This is a genomic window from Nocardiopsis sp. MG754419, assembly GCF_018207095.1.
Taxonomy (GTDB): domain Bacteria; phylum Actinomycetota; class Actinomycetes; order Streptosporangiales; family Streptosporangiaceae; genus Nocardiopsis.
The window spans coordinates 12,889-33,245 of record NZ_QOCZ01000021.1; the positions used below are offsets into that span (position 1 = coordinate 12,889).

The following is a 20,357-nucleotide window of genomic DNA, read 5'->3' on the forward strand; positions in this document are numbered from 1 at the left end:
TGACGGGTGCCAGTGCCGGTGGGTCGCGCGGTGCCGATGCGGGCACGCGCGAGGGGGTCGGCCCTGTCTGCTGTCCCCAGCCTCCCTTCGGGCAGCTCGGATGAACGATGCTCTGGCGGTAAAGCGGTGTCTGCTCATGCTAGGACGCGTGAACAGCCTCTTTGGAGGACATTGACTACCCATGCACCTTCCGGGACGTATCCGTGTTCGACTACCCAACGTCATCCATTCCAGGTGATCAGCGGCGTCGCAGTCGTGTCTTGAGCAAATCGAGGAACGCTGTGACTTCGGTCACATTGAGGAACTTGGCCGCGACCACGAACAGTACGGCACCGACCAGTCCCGCGGCCACCATCGACGCAAGACCCGGCCAGAGATCACCGGGAAGGTCACTGAAGACGACGATCATCAAAAGACCGAACAGGGCCGCGGGCACGGTGGCCACGTGCAGCTTGAACAGGGTGACCGCGGTCCGGCGTCCGTCGAGGCCGTTCAGCCTCTTGTGGAGGAGGTACCACATGATCACCGAGCCCACGATGTAGTAGAGGCCGTAGGGGACCGGCAGCCACATCACGATGTGCTGCGGTGAGTCCGCCAGGACGAACAGCAGCGCGATCGCGGTGATCGCGTGCGCGGTCTCGGAGGGGATCGCCACCAGGGCCGGTGTGCGGGTGTCGCCCAGTGCGTAGAAGACGCGCATCTGGAGCTGGAACAACGTGAACGGAATCAACATCACGCAGAAGACCATGAGGATCCGGCCGATCGCCGCCGCGTCCTCGGCGCTCGTGCTGCCCTGCGCGTAGATCATCACGCAGAAGGGAACCGCGAAGACGATCATCGCCACCGAGATCGGCACGATCAGCACCGAGGAGAGACGGAACCCCCGGGAGAAGTCGCTGCGGACCTGGTCCTTGCGTCCGGCGGCGACGTGTTCGCTCATCCGAGGCAGCAGCGCCGTGATCACCGAGACCGCGATGATCGCGTACGGGAGCTGGAACAGCATCGAGGCGAACTTGTAGGCCGCGATCCCCGACCCGGTGTCGAAGCCCAGCTCCGCCGACATCGAACCGGCGCGGGTGGCGACGTTGGTGGAGACGAGCGCGCCCACCTGCGCGACCACGATGTAGAGCATCATCCAGGAGGCGGCACCGGCCGCCTCGCCCAGCCCCGACCCGCGCAGGTCCAGGCGGGGACGCCAACGGAAGCCCGCCGCGGCCAGGGACCACACGAGCACCGCGGCCTGCACGACCTGGCCCAGGGCGGTGCCCAGGCCGAGCAGGGCCAGTTCGCCCTGCGTCACCGTCTCCGGGGTCCGGCCCGGACCGGCGATGGTCAGGAACCACACGCAGATGCCGATGATCACGACGTTGTTCAGTACCGGTGCCCACATGGGGGCGCCGAACTTATTGCGCGCGTTCAGCATCGCGCTGGCCAGACCGCTGGCGCCGATGAAGAAGATCTGCAGCACCAGATACCGGGCGAGGATCACCGAGACGTCGTACTGGGCCCCGCTGAACCCGCCCGCGTAGATCCGGATGAACCACTCCGCGACCAGTACGGACACCAGGGTGAGCACGAACAACGCGAGCAGCATCAGAGTGACCAGACGCTGCTCGGTGCGGTCACCGCCGTCGGTGTCCAGCTTGCGTCGCTTGACCAAGAAGGGGACGAACACGCTGGCCAACAACCCGCCGATGAGCAGGTCGTAGATCATGTAGGGGACCATGCCGGCGGTCTGATAGGCGTCGCCCATGAGCTGGGTGCCGATCGCGGCCGCCAGGACGATGGTCCGCACGAAACCGGTGACGCGGGAGGCGATCGTGCCGATCGCCATGATCGCCGTCGACTTGGCGATGTTGCCCGGACCGGTGTGCGACGAACCACCGATCTCGTCGCCGTCCTCCAGACCCGCGCGGTCCGCGGTGCCCACGTCGCCGATCTCGCTCGGATCGCGCAGGGTCGTCAGCCCGGTCTCGGGTTCGGTCCGCGGCTCGGAGCGCTCGTAGGCGTCGAGCACGTCCTCCGGCATCACGAGATGGCGGCCGGATCTGTGCTCGGGTGGGTCCTCGGGTCCGCTCTGGGAACCGTCGGCGTGCTGACGGGGGTGGTCGCTGGACACCGTCGGGTGGTCCTTTTCTGGCTGATGCGGCTACAGGTTCGTGGACCGGCGGGTGCGAGGCCGGAAGGTGCTCAGGTACTCATCGACGCAGGCGGCCGCGGATGAGTTCCACCGCGGCGCTCAGTTCCGGGACGCGCAGCAGACGGGCGGCCACGAGGAAGAGCAGGACGCCGACCGCGCAACCGACGAGGGGGGCACCGATGTTCGTGATCAGGCCGGGGCCGACGTAGGCGTCGAAGAACCGGAGGACACCGTAGCCCGCCGCGACGCTGGGAACGACGGCCAGGTGCAGGCGCAACAATGTGCCCATCGCGTGCTTTCCGTCAAGTCCACCGATCCGGCGGCTGAGGACCTGACCGGCGATGGTGAGTCCGGAGAGGAACGAGAACATGAAGCCCGACGCGACGCCGACGACGACCATGTCGGGCGGCAGCAGCAGGTAGGCCACCAGGGCCAGACCGCTGTGGACGGCGAGGTTGGCGACACCGATGAGGGCCGGGGTCTTGGTGTCCCCCAAGGCGAAGAACACACGCAGCATCAGCTGGAAGACGGTGAACGGCACCAGTCCGAGCGACATCACCGCGAGGATCTGACCGATGGCGATCGCGTCGTCCACCGAGACCGAGCCGCGCGCGAACGCCAGGATGGACAGCGGTTCGGCGAACAGCGCCACCGCGAACGCGGTCGGCACCAGGACGAACGAGGAGATCCGCAGCGTCCGGGAGAAGTCCGAGCGGACGGCGTCCCAGTTGCGGTCGTCGGCGTGTGCGCTCATCCGGGGCAGGAGCACGGTGATCAGGGAGACGGCGATGATCGCGTAGGGAAGCTGGAAGAGCTGGTACGCCAGGTTGTAGGCGCTGATACCCGCACCCACGTCCAGACCCTGTTCGATGCTCGCCACGTTGGCGGCGTTGGCGATGTTGGTGGTGATCCACAGCCCGGCCTGGGTGAGCAGGGTGTAGAGCATCATCCACCCGGCGGTGCGCAGTGCCTCGCCCAACCCCGAGCCGCGCAGGTCCAGGCGCGGGCGCCAGCGGTAGCCGGTCCGGGTCAGGGCCACGAACAGGACCAGGGCCTGGAGCGCCATGCCGCCCGCGGTGCCGGCGCCCAGCAGGGTGAGCTCGGCGTCGGTGACCGTCTCCGGGGTCTTGTCGGGGCCCGCCACGACCAGGAACATCGCGGCCACACCCATGATGACCACGTTGTTCAGGACCGGTGCCCACACGGCGGCGCCGAACCTGCCCCGGGTGTTGAGCATGGCGCTCAGCAGGCCGCTCAGACCCACGAAGAAGATCTGGGACAGCAGGAAGCGGGCCAGGTAGACCGACGCGTCGAACTGCAGCGGGGTGAAGCGTGAACCGTACAGCCAGATGAGGCCCTCGGCGGCCGCGATCGCGACCGCGGTCACCGCCAGCAGCGCCAGCACCATCGAGGTGAACAGGCGGTCCTCGGTGGCCTTGCCGCCGTCCAGGTCGTTCTTGCGGCGCTTGACCAGGAACGGGATGACCACGGAGGCCATCAGACCGCCGATGAGCAGGTCGTTCAGGATGAACGGGATCGTGTGCGCCGTGTGGTAGGCGTCCCCGAGCAGGTGGGTGCCGATGGCGGCGGCCAGCACGATCGTGCGCGCGAAACCGGTGAGCCGGGAGGCCATGGTGCCCACGGCCATGATCGCGCTGGAGCGCATCATGCCACCGGAGCCGCCCTGGTCCTCGGTCCCCGCCGCCGCGCCGTCGGGCGGGGGCACCTCGCCCCGCGCCGTCTCCGGCGCGTGCGGCCGGTCCACCCCGTTCCGGCCGTGATCGCCGCCCAGGACGGGTCCGTGCGGGTCGGCGGCGGGCTCGGGGAGCTCGCCCTCCTCGTAGGAGGAGGTCGGTCCCGCGTAGGGGCGGATCGTGCTGTCGCCGGGGAGGGGGGCCTCGGGCTGCTTGCTGTGCCTGGGCGAGTAGCGGGGGTCCTGCTCGTCGCCGTTAGGGGATTCGGTGGCCACCGTGGATCAGGGTTCCTTTCATCGGAGGTTGCGGGCCGCGGCTCCCGGTGGGGGAGTCCGGGCGGGGGAGTGGAGCCGGGCGACGTGTGGACAAGGGGAGAGATCGACGGAGCGACATGTCGACAGGTCGCCCCGTCATCTCGTCGCGTCGGTGCCCGGGGTCACGTGCGGGGGTCCCCGTCGTTCGACCGGCCCTCGTCGGGGTCGCCGTTCTCGGTGTCCGCGTCGTCCTCTGTGTCCTGTGGGTTCGTGGGTTCCCCGGTAGATCCCGCGCCCTCGCCGCCGCGACCGGCGCCGTCGGGCGTGGGGGTGGTGTCGTCCTTCGCGGACCCGTCCCGGGAAGACACGTCCGGCTCGTCCGACGGGGTCGTCTCCGCGCGGTCCGCGGCGTCCTCGTCGTCGGCGCCGTTCTCACCACCCGTGACCCCGGTGCCCGCGGTGTCCTCCGCGTCGTTCGCCTCGCCGTTCGGGGCCACGCCCTCGGCGGCCGCGGCCTTGGCCGCCTGCCGACGGGCCCACTTGCGCAGGGCCCGCGGCGCCAGGGCCGCGATGAGGATCAGCAGACCGATCCCGCTGATGAGCAGGGCCTGGGTGCCCAGACCCGTGGCGTTCACCTGGATCAGGGTCTCCTGGGGGCTGATCGGTTCGCCGTTGGAGTTCTGGAGGCTCACGTGCACGGTGGTGGTGCCGTTGATCCGTGCGGAGAGCGGGATGTAGACAGTCGTCTTGGCCCCGGGTTCGATCTCGAAGTCGGACGTGTAGCCGCCGATGTTGAGCCGTTCGGAGTTCTCCGAGTACACCGACAGGTGGACGTAGACGGTCTCGTCCTCCAGGTCGTTGGCGACGAGCACCCCCGTGATCCCCGTGCTGCTGGCCAGGGTCACCGGTTCGCCCGGGATGACCCGCACGTCCTGCATCCGGTTCTGCACGGACTGACCGATCACCGAACGGGTCGCGCCGGCCAGTGCCTCGCGTTCGCGCCAGTACACCGACTCCAGCCGCACGATGGCGGGCCGGAAGGGGTCGCTGTCACCGACCAGGATGCTGTTGAACAGACGCACGTCCCGGCCCACGTCCTCGACCTGACCGAGGTAGGTGGAGCTGAGCTCGTCGTCGTAGGCGTGGTCCGGATAGGTGAGGTCCTCCCGGGTCTCCTCCCGCTCGCCCGGCTCGGCGGGCTCCACCCGGTCCAGGCGCTCGGGCGACAGCCAGGGCAGGTCCTCCGTGGCCTCCAGCACACCGGAGGCCAGCTCCGGGCTGGGGTCCCAGCCGGCGACCGGAGAGGCGACCACGACACGGTCGACGCCCACGTTCTCGCCCGCGATCATCGCGGTCTCCGCGGCGAAGCGTTGCAGGGCCAGCGTGGCCTCGCCGGGCCCGTGCGAGGGCATGGACAGGACCTGGGTCAACCCGGAGTCGGAGACCAGGGCGAACGGCTCTTCCTCGTCGTTCTCCCCGGCCGGCAGCGGGGTCTCCGTGGTCGGGGTGGTGGACAGCCGCGACAGGGGCGGCAGGGCCGACTCGCGCAGGAGGAAGCGGTGGGCGTCGTGCTCGGAGTACAGCTCCTGGACGTTCTCGTCCATCAGCCCGCGGGCCGGGAACGCGAACCTGCCGTCGGCCTCCATCGCGAGGGCGCGGAGCATGGCCTCCTGCGCCAGGGAGAGGGAGGCTTCGGCGTCGGCGCCCATGTCGTTGCGCAGCAGCGACACCAGGTCGGTGTTGGCGTAGGGGGTGGCCACCACGGTGTCCGCGGGCAGGACCCGGCGGGCCTCGCGCAGCCACACCTGGGATGCCACGTCGGCCGGGAGCCGGTGGCGCTCGGGTTCGGATCCGGCGGGGACCTCCAACAGGTCCTCCAGGACGTCGTGCTCCTCGGTGGCGCCGCGGAGGATGTCGTCCATGGTCCCCGGGTCGACCGCCCACGTGATGGGAACACCGTCGGTCCGTTCGGGGATCTCCTCCGGGGCCTCGTCGTCCTCCTCGGGGGCCTCCGTGGGCTCGTCCTCGGTGGCCTCGTCCTCCGGCGAGGGGGAGGCCTCGGGGGACGGGGAACCGCCCTCCGTCGCCTCCGCCTCGGGCGACTCCTCGGTGGGCGAGGGGGAGGCCTCGGGGGAGGGCTCCCCCTCGCCCTCGTCCTCCTCCAGACCGAGCTCCTCGATCAGGTCCTCCTCGCCGGGCTCGAAGGACAGCGGGACCTGGGCCCCGGTGGCCAGCAGCCGACCGAGACGCCCGTCCTCGGTCACGGCCGTGTGCAGGTCCTCGCTCAGGAAGGTGTCGTCGTCGGCGCGCTGGGGGTCGTCCATCAACGGCCAGACCCATGCCAGGTCCAGTGCGTCGACGTCGTCGTCCCCGGTGTAGGGGAGGAAGGTGTACTGCGCGCCCAGCCGATCACCGTCGCCGTCCACCGCCTCCACGACCATGGGGTACACGCCGTAGGACCCCAGGCCGAGGTCCTCCACCGGCGTGCTGAGCGTGTACTCGAGGCCGGCGTCGGGCTCCAGCGCGCCCTCGAACTCCTCCTCCGGACCCTCGGCGTCGGGTTGCCAACCCTCGCCCGAGGCGAACTCGTCCAGCTCCTCGCGGGAGCTGAAGGAATGGCGTGAGTAACGGATCCTGACGGTGACGTCCTCGACGGAGGCGTCGGTGGTGTTGGTCACCTCACCGGCGACGCGAAGAGTGCTGTCCTCGTCGATGGCGTCCGGAGTGATCCGGTCCACGACGACCGGAGACACCGACTCCTCGTTCTCGGGATCCGCCGAGGCGGGCGAGAGTGTGGCCGGGATCGGGAGCAGCGCGGCGGTCATGGCCATGACCGCGGCCGTGGAAGCAGTTCGACGCAACGCTTGACCGGTTTCCTGATTCGGGGCCAGGTGTCCGTCCCGCCGAAGACGTGGAATGACGGGGCGAGGACGGATGGGGTGCCCGCGCGGCGCGCTCGGCGTGAGGCGGGGCCGGTGGCCATGGGCTGAACGTGATGGGCCACCACTCCACCAGAAGATACCGCGTTCCCCGAACCCGGGTTCTGGTGCGCCCCTGCCCGGCGCGTGGCGGGGACAGCCTTTCATCCTGCGCGGGGTGCGCGCCAGGCACGGCGTGGTCACGACGGCGATTCGCGGTCACCCCGCGCGTCCGCCTAATCTGCGTGGTGTGCCGAACACAGAGTTTTCGAGTGAGAACGACACCGCCGGTGCCCGTCCCGCGGTCATGAGCGAACCGACCGGTGAGCAGCGGGCGGCGATCACCGCGCTGATCGACTCGATACGACCGGTGTCCGAGGACCTCGGTGACCGCTTCGCAGCGCAGGACCGACAGCTCGCCGTCGTCGGCGGGCCCGTGCGCGACGCTCTGCTCGGGCGTGAGTCCAACGACGTGGACCTCACCACGGACGCCGTGCCCCAGAGCATCCTGGAGTTGGTCGACGGCTGGGCGGACTCGGTGTGGACCGTCGGGATCGAGTTCGGCACGGTGGGCCTGCGCAAGAAGGGTCTGCAGGTGGAGATCACCACCTACCGGAGCGAGGCCTACTCTCCCAAGTCCCGCAAGCCCGAGGTGTCCTACGGGACCGACATCCAGGACGACCTTCTGCGCCGTGACTTCACGGTGAACGCGATGGCGGTGCGCCTGCCGAGCGGTGAGTTCGTGGACCCCTTCGGCGGACTGGCCGACCTGCGGGACCAGGTGCTGCGCACACCCGGACGTCCGGAGGACTCCTTCAGCGACGACCCGCTGCGCATCATGCGCGCGGTGCGGTTCGCCGCCCAACTGGGTTTCACCCTGGCGCCCGAGGTGGCCGAGGCCGCCCGGGACATGGCCGACCGACTCACCATCGTCTCCGCCGAGCGCATCCGGGACGAACTCACCAAGCTCATGCTCAGCCGGGACCCCCGGCGTGGGATCGAGCTCATGGTGGACCTGGGCATCGCCGACCACGTGCTGCCGGAGATTCCCCGCATGCGCCTGGAGATCGACGAGCACCACCGGCACAAGGACGTCTACGAGCACTCGCTCACCGTCCTGGACCAGGCCATGGACCTGGAGCGGGCCCGCGGTCACGAGCCCGACCTGGTGTTGCGCCTGGCCGCGCTGCTGCACGACATCGGCAAGCCCAAGACCCGTGCCTTCGAGGGCGGCAACCGGGTGACCTTCCACCACCACGAGGTGGTGGGGGCCTCCATGAGCCGCAAGCGCCTCACCGCGCTGCGCTTCCCCAAGGACGTCGTCACCCAGGTCGGCCACCTGGTGGCGCTGCACCTGCGCTTCCACGGCTACGGCAAGGGCGAGTGGACCGACTCCGCGGTCCGTCGGTACGCCCGCGACGCCGGTGAGCTGATCGAACAGCTGCACATCCTCACCCGTGCCGACTGCACCACCCGCAACCGGCGCAAGGCCGCGGCGCTCTCCCGTTCCTACGACGACATCGAGCGTCGGATCACCGAGCTCGCCGAACAGGAGCAGCTGGACCGGATCCGCCCGGACCTGGACGGCAACGAGATCCAGGAGATCCTCGGCGTCGAACCCGGGCCCCAGATCGGCAAGGCCTACCGTTTCCTGCTGGAGCTGCGCCTGGAGAACGGACCCATGGACAAGGAGGCGGCCGCCGCGGAGCTGCGCTCCTGGGCGGCCGAGCACCTGGAGTAGTCAGAGTCCCGGTTTGACGGCGGTGACCACCATCGCCATGCCGAACACCCGTGCCGGGGTGGACTCCAGGCCGTCCGCGACGGTCTGGAACGCCCGAGGCCGACGGTCGAACGGCGGCATGAGGTAGTCGATGGCGCGTACGCGCAGGCCGGCGTCGCGCAGTAGACGGCCCATCTCCTGCGTGGTGAACGCCCGCGCGTCCGACATCCGTTCGTGCAGGGGGCGCACCCACGGCAGGAACGGGGCGGTCAGCGCGGAACGGCGGCGGTCGCCCCACAACACCCCGTGCGTCTCGAACGGGAACCACCGGTTGGGGGTCGTGAGCGAGAACGCGCCGCCGGGGGCCAGCACGCGGTGGATCTCGGCGACGCTCTCCTCCAGGTGGTCGAGGTGTTCGAGCACCTCGAAGGCGGTGACCCGGTCGAAGGCGCCGTCCTCGAAGGCGAGTGTGTCCGCGGACATCTTGTGCACCTCGACCCGGTCCTCCAGGTCGGTGCCCGCGACGCGTGCGGCGAAGGCGTCGAGTCGGCCGGGCTCGACGTCGACGGCGTCCACCCGCGCGTAGCCCTCGGCGAGCGCGACGGTGTAGGTGCCGTCGCCGCAGCCGACGTCGAGCAGTCGGTCCCCGCAGGTGGGGAGTTGGCGGGCCACCGCCCCGATCCGCTTGGCGACCCCCCGGGCCCCGAAGGCGCTGGACGGGTTGCCGAGTCCGTATCCGCCGCTCATGGTCACCATCTCCCTGTCGATCGATTCTTGCCGCGGAGACTACAATAAGTGACTCTTTGATCACACATCGATGGATCGACATGTCGACCCGGTCCGTACCGCCGCCCCGGCCGACCGGGATCGCGAACAGTGGCGCGCGCGGGTGGCGCCCCCTGGAGAGCTGGGTCCTGTACCTGGAGGGGACGCCCGCGGTCTGCGCCGAATCGGAGGGCCCGGCCGGCGGCGACGTCGAGATCGCCTACTTCGACCTGCCGCCCGGGTTCCTCGGCCGAGGGCTCGGGGGACGCATGTTCACCGAGGCCACCCTGCGGACCTGGGACCTGGGGGAGCGGTGGCCGGAGCGGGCGGGGACCCGGCGGGTGTGGCCGCACACCTGTTCCCTCTACGGTGAGCACGCGCCGGCGCACCACCGTGCGCGCGGTCTGCGGGTCTACAAGGAGACGAAGAGCCGGGTGCTCCGCCTCCGGGGCCTCCACTTCGGACCCGGAGGGGGCGGGCATGGGTGCCCGCGGTCCTCTGGGGCCGGTCGATCAGTCGTCAGGTCGACATGTCGACGGCCGGTCGCCGCCTCGCTCCACCGCAGTCCGGGCGGCGGGCCCGTGCGGCCCACACGAGGCTCATCGACAGGAAGACGAACGCCATCGCCGCGACCATCGGCACGCTCACCCCGGACGGGGGCACCAGTACCGCGGCCGACACCGCTCCCAGCACGAACGTGGCGTTGAACAGCACGTCGTCGAGGGAAAACACCCGGCCTCGGAAGACATCGTCGACATGTCGCCGAACCAACGTGTCGACGCTGACCTTCATCCCCTGGGACACGAAACCCGGCACGAACGCGGCCACCGGGAACAGTGCGGGGGAGAAGGGCGGGACCGCCACCGGCGGCACGGCCCCCACCACTAAGAGGCAGGCGATCCGGGCGCTCGCACCGATTCTTCTGGCTGGGCGGAGTCGAAGAAGACGAAACCGGCCAGGCCGGCCTGGAAGAGGCCGTCGGAGAACGGTGAGACCAACCGGGTGCCGAACAGCCGGCGGAACCGGGATCCTCCGAGGACCGCGCCCAGGTCGCCGAGGAAGGACACGTGTTCAGAGTGGATCGTGTCCGTGGGCAGGTCAGGGCAGGAGTACGCCCGGGGCCTCGACGGCCCCGGGCGGGGGCGTCCCTCGTCGTCGGGACGCCGGATGGACTATTCGCCCGCGATGAAGCGCTCGACGGCGTCGTGCGCCTCGGCGTCGCTGTACTGCTCGGGCGGCGACTTCATGAAGTAGGAGGAGGGCGCCAGGATCGGACCACCGATGCCGCGGTCCTTGGCGATCTTCGCGGCGCGCACCGCGTCGATGATGATGCCGGCGGAGTTGGGGGAGTCCCAGACCTCCAGCTTGTACTCCAGGTTCAGCGGGACGTCACCGAAGGCGCGCCCCTCCAAGCGGATGTACGCCCACTTGCGGTCGTCCAGCCACGGCACGTGGTCCGACGGGCCGATGTGCACGGCGCCGGCGTTGAGCTCGTGCGGGATCTGCGAGGTGACCGACTGGGTCTTGGAGATCTTCTTGGACTCCAGACGCTCCCGCTCCAACATGTTCTTGAAGTCCATGTTGCCGCCGAAGTTCAGCTGGTAGGTGCGGTCCACGACCACGCCCCGGTCCTCGAACAGCTTGGACAGCACCCGGTGGGTGATGGTGGCGCCGATCTGCGACTTGATGTCGTCGCCGATGATCGGCACACCGGCCTTGGTGAACTTCTCCGCCCACTCGGGGTCGGAGGCGATGAACACCGGGAGGGCGTTGACGAAGGCCACACCCGCGTCGATGGCGCACTGGGCGTAGAACTTGTCGGCCTCCTCCGAACCCACGGGCAGGTAGGAGACGAGAACGTCGGCCTTGCTCGCCTTGAGGGCGGCGACCACGTCCACGGCGTCCTCGGCGGACTCCTGCACCATCTCGCGGTAGTACTTGCCCAGACCGTCGTAGGTCGGGCCGCGCATGACGGTCACGCCGGTCGGCGGGACGTCGCAGATCTTGACGGTGTTGTTCTCGCTCGCCACGATCGCGTCGGCGAGGTCGTGACCGACCTTCTTGGCGTCCACGTCGAAGGCGGCGACGAACTCGATGTCGCGCACGTGGTACGGGCCGAACCGGACATGCATCAGACCGGGGACCCGGGACTCCGGGTCGGCGTCCTTGTAGTACTGCACGCCCTGGACGAGCGACGCCGCACAGTTGCCGACGCCCACGACGGCTACACGTACCGAACCCATTGGTCCTTGCTCCTTCTTCTCCGCGAACATGGCTTCCACAGCGCATGGCGACGGGCCCGCTCCGACGGCGGTTCGGGGCTCGTCATCCTGCGTTCGTATTCCGTATGTGGTCAGCAGCGCGCACGGCGGTTCTGTTCCCCCCTCAGGGCCGTCGGCTACGGGGGAGAACTGTGCATGTCTGGCTGGTTTGTTCTGCTGTGACTCTATCTTCGCTTTCCCCGTGGGAACGCATGTCACCGGGGCCTTCCGGGAGTCTCGTGGCCCACAGTGACGGTGGAACGCCCCTCGCGGCCCGGGAATCACCCACGGGCAATGTCACACCCCCGCTCCCAACTGGGCCGATGCCCTCGGGTCGATCATGGTCGTGATCGCTGTCACAGGACGAGAGCCGAACGGCCTCGCTCCCCTGACCTGCCGCGACGCCGGTAATCCGACACACGGTGATGGTGCGGGTCAAGCGCGCGATACCCTCGCGCGTGGGTTGTGCTATACCGTTCGATCGCTCTACCGTGACTCTGGATTTGCGTGTGCGGCCGGTCGAACCCCCGGACGAAGCCACCGCCGCGGCGGCGTTCACATCGGATCGAAACGCCGATGAACACGGGGAAGCGCATCCGCAGGCCAACGATCAGGAGGAAGTAGCGGCCAACGTCTTCGCGACCTGTTGAAAACCTCCGCCCGTGGATGGGCGTCTCTTTATCAAGCCTTGAACGACAGGCAACAGCGGTGGAAACCGGGCCACGCCGGCCCAGACCCTCGCCGGCACACCGCGAACAGGTCGCGAATCACCGATCCCCCAGGGGGACAGTCCCCCGTTTCCACCAAGGAATCGTCAGGCCGATCGGCCGTGAGAGGCAATCGAGGACCACGTGAGTACCGAACGACGACGGAGTGCCGAAGGCGGCCGTCGCCGGGCCGGCGGCCCGGACGACGGTCCGCGCGGCGACGGCGGACGGCGCAGGGCCGACGGCCCGCCCCGGGAACAGCGTGACGGCGGACGCCGCCGCCCCGAGCCCGCGGACGACGGCGGTTTCTGGGGGGGTGAGGAGACGCCCCCGCGTCGCAGGCAGCGTCCCCCCGAGGCCGAAGCGCGATCCGAAGGACGCCCGCGCCCCGAGGGCGGACGACGCCGCGCCGAGGGCGACCGCCCCCGCCGCCCGGACGAGAGCAGGCGCCGCCGTCCCGAGGACGGAGACCGTCCGCGACGCCGTCCCGAGGACGGGGAGCGCCCGCGACGCCGCCCGGAGGACGGAGACCGCCCCCGCCGTGGGCCGGAGGACGGGGAGCGTCCGCGCCGTCGTCCCGACGACCCGCGCGCCGGTGGGCGCCGCCGGGCCGCCGGACCTCGCGACCCCCGTGAACGCGACCGTGAGCACGGCTCCCGCTCCGAGGGCCGTCGCCCTCCGGGCCGCGGTGGCCGGGGCGCCGGCGGTGGTGGCGGCGGTGGCCGTCGTCGCTCCCGTGAAGAGGAGCCGGACGACCGTCACTGGTTCAAGCGCTTCATGTCCAAGGCGTGGAAGCCCGCACTGGCCTTCTGCGGCCTGATGTTCATCGGTGGCGTGGCCGCCTTCGCCGTTCTTTACGCCATGGCGCCCGACGCGGACGACCTGGACGCGAACGCGGAGAACGACTCCTCCGCCACCCAGATCTACTGGGCCGGGGAGGAGGGCGATGAGGAACTCGCCCTCACCACCGGTGAGGTCAAGCGTGTCGTGATCGAACGCGACGCGATCCCGGAGTCCGTCGTCAACGGTGTGCTCGCCGCCGAGCAGCGCACCTTCTACGAGGACCCGGGCATCAACATCATGGGTATCGGCCGCGCCCTGCTCTCCGGTGGTGAGGCCGGCGGTGGTTCGACCATCACCCAGCAGATGGCCAGGAACTACTACAGCGACCTCCAGGGCGAGGAGCCGCTGACCCGGAAGATCCGCGAGATCTTCATCTCCATCAAGCTCAGCCAGCAGGTCGAGCACGACGAGATCCTCACGATCTACCTCAACACGATCTACTTCGGTCGTGGCGCCTCCGGCATCGAGATGGCCGCGCAGGAGTACTTCGGCAAGAGTGTGAGCGACCTGGACGAGGCCGAGGGCGCGTACCTGGGCCTCATCATCCAGATGCCCAGCAACTTCGAGAACCCCGAAGAGGGTTCCTGGACCGAGACCTACCTCAACGACGAGCGTTGGCCCTACGTCCAGAACCAGCTGGCCACGATGCACGAGGAGACCAACGGTGAGCGTGGGCTGCCCCGCGCCGAGGCCGAGTCCCTCGAGATTCCCGAGACCATCGACTACAACCCCGAGGCGTCCACGGACGACCCGAAGCTGGGGTACGTCCGTCAGGCCGTGATCAACGAGGTCGAGGAGCGCTACGCGGGCTCCAACGTCACCGGCGCCGACATCGCCACCAAGGGTCTGGTCATCAAGACCTCGCTCGACCCGGAGCTGATGACCGCCGCGGAGGAGGCGTTCGACGTCCTGCCGGCCTCCACGGAGGAGGACGACGACACCATGCGCGGTCTCACCGCGGTGGACCCCACCACCGGGCAGATCGTCGCCTTCAACGGTGGCCCGAACGTGGCCGAGGTGATCAACAACTCCCTGGTGCACCAGACGCAGGCGGGTTCGGCGTACAAGCCGTACGTACTGGCCCGTGCGCTGGCGGACGGCATCAGCCTCAACAGCCGCTTCGACGGTGACAGCGGACGCGAGTTCCTTGGGCTGGCCAGCCCGGTCATCAACTCGGGGGAGCGGGACTACGGCGAGGTGGACCTCATCCAGTCCACCGCCGACTCGGTCAACACCAGCTTCGTCGAGTTGGCCATCGAGGTCGGCGAGACCCGGGTCGACGAACTCGCCGTCGAGATGGGCGTGCACCCGGACCGACAGACCACCTCCACCGTGGGGCCGCTCATCGCTCTGGGCACCCACCAGGTGAACACCCTCGACATGGCGAGCGGGTACTCCACCTTCGCCGCCGAGGGGCGCCACTTCCCGGCCCACATGGTCACCGAGCTCCAGACGGCCGGCGGCGAGGTCATCACCCCCGATGACGCCGACGAGATCGAGTCGGGCGAGGAGATCATCAACCAGGGGGTCGCCGCCGACTCCACCTACGCCATGCAGCAGGCGGTCCTGGAGGGCGGCGCCAGCAACGCGGCCCTGGACGACGGTCGCCCGGTGGCCGGTAAGACGGGTACCTCCTCGGACGCGGTCTCGGCCTGGTTCGTGGGCTACACGCCGCAACTCTCGACCGCGGTGGGTCTGAGCCGCTTCAGCGGTGAACCGCTGGACTTCGGCGCCCAGGTCGGTGACGTCTTCGGTGGTACGACCTCCGCGATGGTCTGGAAGGACTTCATGGAGACCGCCATGGAGGGGCGGGAGCACCAGCAGTTCCCCGAACCCCAGTGGGTCGGTGAGGAGCTGAGCTACCTGCCGACACCCACCCCGAGCGAGACGCCGGAAGAGGAAGAGGAGCCCACCGAGGAGCCCACCGAGGAGGAGTCCGAGACGGAGTGCGACCCGCGCGAGCCGGACTGCGAGACCGAGGAGAGCCCCGAGGACTGCGAGCCCGGGCAGCCCGGATGCGATCAGAGCGAGGGTCCTGAGGACCCGGAGGACTGCGGTGACAACTGGTTCCAGCCGGACTGTGAGGACGAGGACCCGCCCGGTATCCCGGGACAGCCGGGTGACGGGAACGATCAGAACCAGGGCAACAACAACAGTCTGATCAGGCCCAGGGAGTGATCCCGGACTGAACGGGCGGCCCACCGCCGGTTCACGGGGCCGGTGTCCGAGGATCTCTCGGGCACCGGCCCCGTTCGTGTGCGGGGGCGGTCCCGAGGGTGTGAGCGTGTCCGGAACCTCCCCGCTTCCGCACCGGTGGTGGTGCGCTGCTGGTAAGCTCGGAGGCTGTATGGCTCAGAGCCCGAGTGGTGCGTCCCGGCCCGACCGAGACGACGAGACCCCGGGCTCCTGCCCTCCTGCCATGGAGATTCCATGGCCGCAACAGTCCAGAGGAGGAACGTACGCCTATGCGTCGTTACGAAATCATGGTCATCCTCGACCCGAACCTCGACGAGCGCACCGTCGCTCCGTCGCTGGAGAACTTCCTCGGTGTCATCCGCAACGAAGGCGGCTCGGTCGAGAAGACGGAGATCTGGGGCAAGCGTCGGCTCGCCTACGACATCGACAAGAACTCCGAGGGCATCTACGCGGTCATCGACCTGACCGCCAAGCCCGAGACGGTCAAGGAGCTCGACCGTCAGCTCGGCATCGCCGAGGCCGTGCTCCGCACCAAGGTTCTGCGTCCCGAGGTTCACTAGGCACCTCCGTGCCCGTCCCCCTGTTCCCCGCCCGTTCGTTTTGTCCTTGGTGACGTGGATGATGCGGGGACCAGGCGTAACCGCCTGATCCGAACTATCTCGAACCGGAGCCGATCCATGGCAGGCGAAACCCAGATCACGCTCGTCGGAAACCTCGTCGACGACCCTGAACTGCGCTTCACGAACAGTGGAGCCGCGGTCGCCAGCTTCCGTGTGGCCTCGACGCCCCGCACCTTCGACCGTCAGTCGGGGGAGTGGAAGGACGGCGAGTCCATGTTCCTCACCTGCAGCGTCTGGCGGCAGTACGCGGAGAACGTGGCGGAGAGCCTTCAGCGGGGCATGCGCGTCATCGTGCAGGGCCGTCTGAAGCAGCGCTCCTACGAGACCCGTGAGGGCGAGAAGCGCACCGTCTTCGAGATCGACGTCGAGGAGGTCGGCCCGGCTCTGCGTAGTGCCACCGCGAAGGTGACCAAGACGCAGCGTCAGGGCGGCGGCGGCTTCGGTGGTGGCGGTGGCGGCGGTTTCGGTGGCGGTCAGCCCCAGCAGGGCGGCGGCTACGGGAACCAGGGCGGCGGCTTCGGCGGATCGCAGGGCGGCCAGGGCGGCCGCAGTGGTCCTCCCGCCGACGACCCGTGGGCGACCAACGGAGGCGGCGGTGGCGGTGGCTTCGGTGGCGGTGGCGGCGGCGGAGGTTTCTCCGACGAGCCCCCGTTCTAGGGCGACCCCACACCCCGCGTAACACCCGACACGGCGCCGTGGACGGCGCCGCGTCACCCTTTCCATGTCCCAGCCCATCCCCGGGAGGACCCCGGGGCTCTTGCGAAGGAGCACCACGATGGCTAAGCCGGCAGCGCGCAAGCCCAAGAAGAAGGTTTGCCTCTTCTGCCAGGAGAAGCAGTCCTACATCGACTACAAGGACACCACGCTTCTCCGTAAGTTCATCTCCGAGCGCGGCAAGATCCGTGCTCGTCGGGTGACCGGCAACTGCACCCAGCACCAGCGCGACGTCGCGACCGCGATCAAGAACGCGCGCGAGGTGGCCCTGCTGCCCTACACCAGCACCGCTCGCTAGCGGCGATATCCGAGGGAGGTTTTTGACGTGAAGCTGATTTTGACCCACGAGGTCAACGGTCTCGGAGCCCCCGGCGATGTCGTCGAGGTGAAGAACGGTTACGGCCGCAACTACCTGCTGCCCCGTGGGTTCGCCATCCGGTGGACCCGTGGCGGTCAGAAGCAGATCGACCTGATCCAGCGTGCCCGCAAGGCGCGCGACATCCGCACCCTGGACGAGGCCCAGCAGGTCGCCGGTCGGGTCAGCGCTCTGAACGTGCGTCTCAAGCAGCGCGCCGGTCAGGGTGGTCGTCTGTTCGGCTCGGTCACGCCCGCGGACATCGTCGAGGCCGTCAAGGTCGCCGGTGGCCCGGAGCTGGACAAGCGCCGGATCGAGATCAAGAACCCGATCAAGTCGGTCGGTGCCCACAAGGTCCAGGTCCGCCTGCACCCCGAGGTCACCGCGCCGATCAAGCTGGACATCGCCGGCGTCTAGTCGCCGACCTTTCCGGTCTCGGAACCCCGCCCCTCCTCCGAGGGGCGGGGTTCTTTGCCGTCCGATGAACACGCCCGGCCTGGGAATACCACCCTTTGAACACGCTATGTAACCTATCGTGATCTCTGTGTCGCGTCGTGTCCCGCGACGCTCCGCACGGAGAGGACAGCATACCGATGGCCGCTGAGAAACGACCCGAGATCGACCACCCGAAGGCGGTGGACCGCAGGCTGATGCTGCGGGGGACGGTCCTGGCCGCCGGGGGAGTGCTCCTCGGTGGTGCGCTGGGGGTTTCCGCCGTGGGCCAGGCCTCCGCCGCCGCGACCCCCAAGCTGTACACCCGATCGAACTGGAAGGCCCGCTCACCCAAGGGGGCGGTCGAGGTCCTGGCCAAGGGACCCACGCACATCGTCGTCCACCACACCGCGACCGGGAACGTGTCCGACACGTCCACCGGCCACGCCGCCGGTCTGTCACGGTCCATCCAGGGCTACCACATGGACAGCAACGGCTGGATCGACACCGGCCAGCAGCTCACCATCAGCCGCGGCGGGCACATCATGGAGGGGCGGGACAAGTCCCTCCAGGCCATTCGCGAGGGGCGCCACGTCCTGGGCGCGCACACGGCTGACCACAACTCGCACACCATCGGCATCGAGAGCGAGGGCACCTACACCTCCGCGACCCCACCGAAGGCGCTGATGTCCGCCCTGGTGGACACCTGCACCTGGCTGTGCCTGGTGTACCGCCTGGACCCCCAGGAGGCGATCGTGGGTCACCGCGACTACAACGCCACCAACTGCCCCGGGGACAAGCTCTACTCCATGCTCCCGAAGCTCCGCGACGACGTCGGGAGCCGCATGCGCGAACAGCTCAGCCACCTGAGCCACTTCGCGGGAGAGGAACTGACCGTGGAACAGCTACCGAGTTACCCGGACGCGCCCGAGGCCGAGCGCGTCGCCACCTTCTTCCACGGCCCCGCTCTCGGAGACCTCGACACGTCCTTCTGACCCCTGGCCGATCCGGCCTCCGCCCGCCGTTCGGACATCGCAGGTCGGGGTGGCCGGGGGCGTGCCCACCTCCGGGTCCCACCCGCCCCGGCCGGAGTCCGCTCGAGAACGCACCACGACCGCCCCCGGCCCCCGCCGCAGGGGCGGTCGCCGTGTTCGCCGGGGCCACTCCGCCGCGCTTCGGTCGGTGCTCGGGAAGCGAGTGGTCGGGATCCCTCGGTGCCTGGGAAGGAGCGTGCCTCGCGATCCCGCCTCCGGCTCCTCCCCGTGGCGCGGAGAGCACGGTCCGACGGCTTCCGAACGCACGCCCCGGGGCATGGGGGCCGGGTGCCCACCGAACCGCCCGCTGGTCGCGGACCCGGGAGCTAGGGACGTGTCGCGCCGGTGACGAGCCAGGCGGTTCCCCGCGCTCGCAGGCCGAGTGTGATGGCGCGGGCCAGGATCCACACCGAGAAGGCCACCCACAGCCCCACCAGCCCCCACATCTGGGAGGTCGCCAGGTGCGGGAGGACCAGGGCGAACGGCAGGAACGCCAGCATCGTCCACAGGGAGGCCCACGCGAGGTAACGCTGGTCCCCGGCGCCCATCAGCACCCCGTCGAGCACCATGGTCACACCGCTGAGCGGCTGCATCAGTGCCACGACCACCAGCGACGCCGTGATCAACGCGGCCACGCGGGGATCCGCGGTGAACGGCAGGTGCGCCCAGGGCAGGATGAGGAAGACCAGGACGGTGAACACGAGGCCGGCCAGCACCCCCCACTCGACCATGCGGCGGGTGGCCTCCTTGGTGCCGCGGACGTCCCCCGCCCCCAGGTAGCGGCCCACGATCGACTGCCCCGCGATGGCGATGGCGTCCATCGCGAACACCAGCAGGGCCCAGACGTTGTAGCTCACCTGGTGTGCGGCGATCGACTCGTCTCCCAGACGGGCCGCCACCGCCGTGGTCACCAGGGCCACCACCCGCATGGACACACTGCGCAGGAACAGCGCGAAACCCGCCGAGGCCGAGGAACGCAATCCGGCCACGCTCGGCAGCGGTGAGACACCCGCGCGCCGTGCCGCGCGGGCGATGGTGGCCACGTACCAGAACGCTCCCGCGCCCTGCGCGAGCACGGTCGACCAGGCGGAGCCGGCGATGCCCCAGTCCAGGACCAGGACGAAGGTCGCGCACAGGACAGCGTTGGCGATGTAGGAGGCCACCGCCACCACCAACGGGGTGCGGGCGTCCTGGAGCCCGCGCAGCACCCCGGTGCCCGCCATGATGATCAACAGGAACGGTGTGCTCAGCAGGCTGATGCGCAGATAGGTGAGGGCGTAGGGGGCGACCTCGGGGGAGGCGCCGAGGGCGTCGATCATCCAGGGGCCGAGCGGCCAGCCGATGCCGATCGCGGCCACGCCCAACAGGACGGCGAGCCAGAGACCGTCGACGCCGTCGCGCACACCGCCGGGGATGTCCCCCGCGCCGAATTTGCGGGCCACGGCGGCGGTGGTCCCGTAGGCGAGGAAGATGCACACCGCGGCCAGGGTCAACAGCACCTGTCCGGCGACACCGAGTCCGCCCAGCGCCTGGGTGCCGAGACGGCCGACGATGGCGGCGTCGGTGAGCAGGAAGAGCGGCTCGGCGATGAGCGCGAAGAACGTGGGAACGGCGAGCGCGAAGATCTCGCGGTCGTGGCGGTGTCGGAAGGGGGCCGCCGAGAGGAGTCTGGCCATGGCGGAGCCACATTACCGGACAGACGTT

General features: G+C 69.5%; 15 protein-coding genes and 1 pseudogene. 8 read left to right on the plus strand and 8 right to left on the minus strand.

The window, feature by feature from the left end; all coding sequences use genetic code 11:
- Positions 1 to 238: 238 nt before the first annotated feature.
- From murJ (DSY14_RS06560) to DSY14_RS06570, 3 genes are all read right to left on the minus strand, one after another.
- Positions 239 to 2,029: a murein biosynthesis integral membrane protein MurJ gene (murJ, locus tag DSY14_RS06560; protein ID WP_249187425.1), complete on the minus strand. Its 1,791-nt coding sequence runs from the start codon at positions 2,027 to 2,029 to the stop codon at positions 239 to 241.
- 169 nt (positions 2,030 to 2,198) lie between these two features.
- Positions 2,199 to 4,109 (minus strand): murein biosynthesis integral membrane protein MurJ, encoded by a 1,911-nt coding sequence (gene murJ, locus DSY14_RS06565; RefSeq protein WP_211715560.1) that lies wholly within the window; start codon positions 4,107 to 4,109, stop codon positions 2,199 to 2,201.
- A 161-nt stretch (positions 4,110 to 4,270) separates the two neighbouring features.
- Positions 4,271 to 6,919: a DUF6049 family protein gene (locus DSY14_RS06570; protein WP_249187427.1), complete on the minus strand. Its 2,649-nt coding sequence runs from the start codon at positions 6,917 to 6,919 to the stop codon at positions 4,271 to 4,273.
- Between the two features lie 337 nt (positions 6,920 to 7,256).
- Between DSY14_RS06570 and DSY14_RS06575 the strand changes: the two genes are divergently transcribed.
- Positions 7,257 to 8,747: a CCA tRNA nucleotidyltransferase gene (locus tag DSY14_RS06575; RefSeq protein WP_374223986.1), complete on the plus strand. Its 1,491-nt coding sequence runs from the start codon at positions 7,257 to 7,259 to the stop codon at positions 8,745 to 8,747.
- Here DSY14_RS06575 and DSY14_RS06580 read toward each other — a convergent pair whose 3' ends face one another.
- From DSY14_RS06580 to DSY14_RS06595, 4 genes and pseudogenes are all read right to left on the minus strand, one after another.
- Positions 8,748 to 9,473, minus strand: coding sequence for a bifunctional 2-polyprenyl-6-hydroxyphenol methylase/3-demethylubiquinol 3-O-methyltransferase UbiG (locus DSY14_RS06580; protein ID WP_211715561.1), 726 nt, complete (start codon positions 9,471 to 9,473; stop codon positions 8,748 to 8,750).
- A gap of 537 nt (positions 9,474 to 10,010) precedes the next feature.
- Positions 10,011 to 10,412, minus strand: a pseudogene (locus DSY14_RS06585) (MFS transporter); the annotation flags it as partial.
- Positions 10,376 to 10,558, minus strand: coding sequence for a hypothetical protein (locus DSY14_RS06590; protein WP_211715562.1), 183 nt, complete (start codon positions 10,556 to 10,558; stop codon positions 10,376 to 10,378). The pseudogene DSY14_RS06585 and the gene DSY14_RS06590, both read right to left, overlap by 37 nt.
- A 105-nt stretch (positions 10,559 to 10,663) precedes the next feature.
- Entirely contained in the window at positions 10,664 to 11,734 is a 1,071-nt protein-coding gene (locus DSY14_RS06595; protein WP_211715563.1) for an inositol-3-phosphate synthase, read from the minus strand.
- Positions 11,735 to 12,243: 509 nt separating this feature from the next.
- Here DSY14_RS06595 and DSY14_RS06600 point away from each other — a divergent pair.
- The 7 genes from DSY14_RS06600 to DSY14_RS06630 all read left to right on the plus strand — a co-directional run bounded on the left by DSY14_RS06600 (position 12,244) and on the right by DSY14_RS06630 (position 18,614).
- Positions 12,244 to 12,402 carry a hypothetical protein gene (locus DSY14_RS06600; protein WP_211715564.1) on the plus strand — a complete coding sequence of 53 codons (159 nt, stop codon included), beginning with the start codon at positions 12,244 to 12,246 and terminating at the stop codon, positions 12,400 to 12,402.
- A gap of 201 nt (positions 12,403 to 12,603) precedes the next feature.
- The gene (locus DSY14_RS06605) at positions 12,604 to 15,480 is read left to right on the plus strand and encodes a transglycosylase domain-containing protein (protein WP_211715565.1); all 2,877 of its coding nucleotides are present in this window, start codon (positions 12,604 to 12,606) and stop codon (positions 15,478 to 15,480) included.
- Between the two features lie 287 nt (positions 15,481 to 15,767).
- A complete protein-coding gene (gene rpsF / locus DSY14_RS06610) occupies positions 15,768 to 16,058 on the plus strand; it encodes a 30S ribosomal protein S6 (protein ID WP_211715566.1) in 291 nt (96 codons plus the stop codon).
- A gap of 117 nt (positions 16,059 to 16,175) precedes the next feature.
- On the plus strand, positions 16,176 to 16,775 hold the full coding sequence (locus DSY14_RS06615) for a single-stranded DNA-binding protein (protein ID WP_211715567.1): 600 nt from the start codon (positions 16,176 to 16,178) through the stop codon (positions 16,773 to 16,775).
- A 118-nt stretch (positions 16,776 to 16,893) separates the two neighbouring features.
- A complete protein-coding gene (gene rpsR / locus DSY14_RS06620) occupies positions 16,894 to 17,130 on the plus strand; it encodes a 30S ribosomal protein S18 (RefSeq protein ID WP_013155832.1) in 237 nt (78 codons plus the stop codon).
- Positions 17,131 to 17,157: 27 nt separating this feature from the next.
- Positions 17,158 to 17,604: a 50S ribosomal protein L9 gene (rplI, locus tag DSY14_RS06625; RefSeq protein ID WP_211715568.1), complete on the plus strand. Its 447-nt coding sequence runs from the start codon at positions 17,158 to 17,160 to the stop codon at positions 17,602 to 17,604.
- A 176-nt stretch (positions 17,605 to 17,780) separates the two neighbouring features.
- Positions 17,781 to 18,614: a peptidoglycan recognition family protein gene (locus DSY14_RS06630; RefSeq protein ID WP_211715569.1), complete on the plus strand. Its 834-nt coding sequence runs from the start codon at positions 17,781 to 17,783 to the stop codon at positions 18,612 to 18,614.
- Positions 18,615 to 18,979: 365 nt separating this feature from the next.
- Here the strand turns inward: DSY14_RS06630 and DSY14_RS06635 are convergent, their stop codons facing one another.
- Positions 18,980 to 20,329: an MATE family efflux transporter gene (locus DSY14_RS06635; RefSeq protein ID WP_211715570.1), complete on the minus strand. Its 1,350-nt coding sequence runs from the start codon at positions 20,327 to 20,329 to the stop codon at positions 18,980 to 18,982.
- Positions 20,330 to 20,357 lie beyond the last annotated feature (28 nt).

Excerpts from the sequence above, each read along its gene's own strand:
- murJ (WP_249187425.1), bottom strand. The coding sequence starts at position 2,029 with ATGCCGGAGGACGTGCTCGACGCCTACGAGCGCTCCGAGCCGCGGACC.
- DSY14_RS06570 (WP_249187427.1), bottom strand. The coding sequence starts at position 6,919 with ATGGCCATGACCGCCGCGCTGCTCCCGATCCCGGCCACACTCTCGCCC.
- DSY14_RS06580 (WP_211715561.1), bottom strand. The coding sequence starts at position 9,473 with ATGAGCGGCGGATACGGACTCGGCAACCCGTCCAGCGCCTTCGGGGCC.
- DSY14_RS06595 (WP_211715563.1), bottom strand. The coding sequence starts at position 11,734 with ATGGGTTCGGTACGTGTAGCCGTCGTGGGCGTCGGCAACTGTGCGGCG.
- rpsF (WP_211715566.1), top strand. The coding sequence starts at position 15,768 with ATGCGTCGTTACGAAATCATGGTCATCCTCGACCCGAACCTCGACGAG.
- DSY14_RS06615 (WP_211715567.1), top strand. The coding sequence starts at position 16,176 with ATGGCAGGCGAAACCCAGATCACGCTCGTCGGAAACCTCGTCGACGAC.
- rpsR (WP_013155832.1), top strand. The coding sequence starts at position 16,894 with ATGGCTAAGCCGGCAGCGCGCAAGCCCAAGAAGAAGGTTTGCCTCTTC.
- DSY14_RS06630 (WP_211715569.1), top strand. The coding sequence starts at position 17,781 with ATGGCCGCTGAGAAACGACCCGAGATCGACCACCCGAAGGCGGTGGAC.
- DSY14_RS06635 (WP_211715570.1), bottom strand. The coding sequence starts at position 20,329 with ATGGCCAGACTCCTCTCGGCGGCCCCCTTCCGACACCGCCACGACCGC.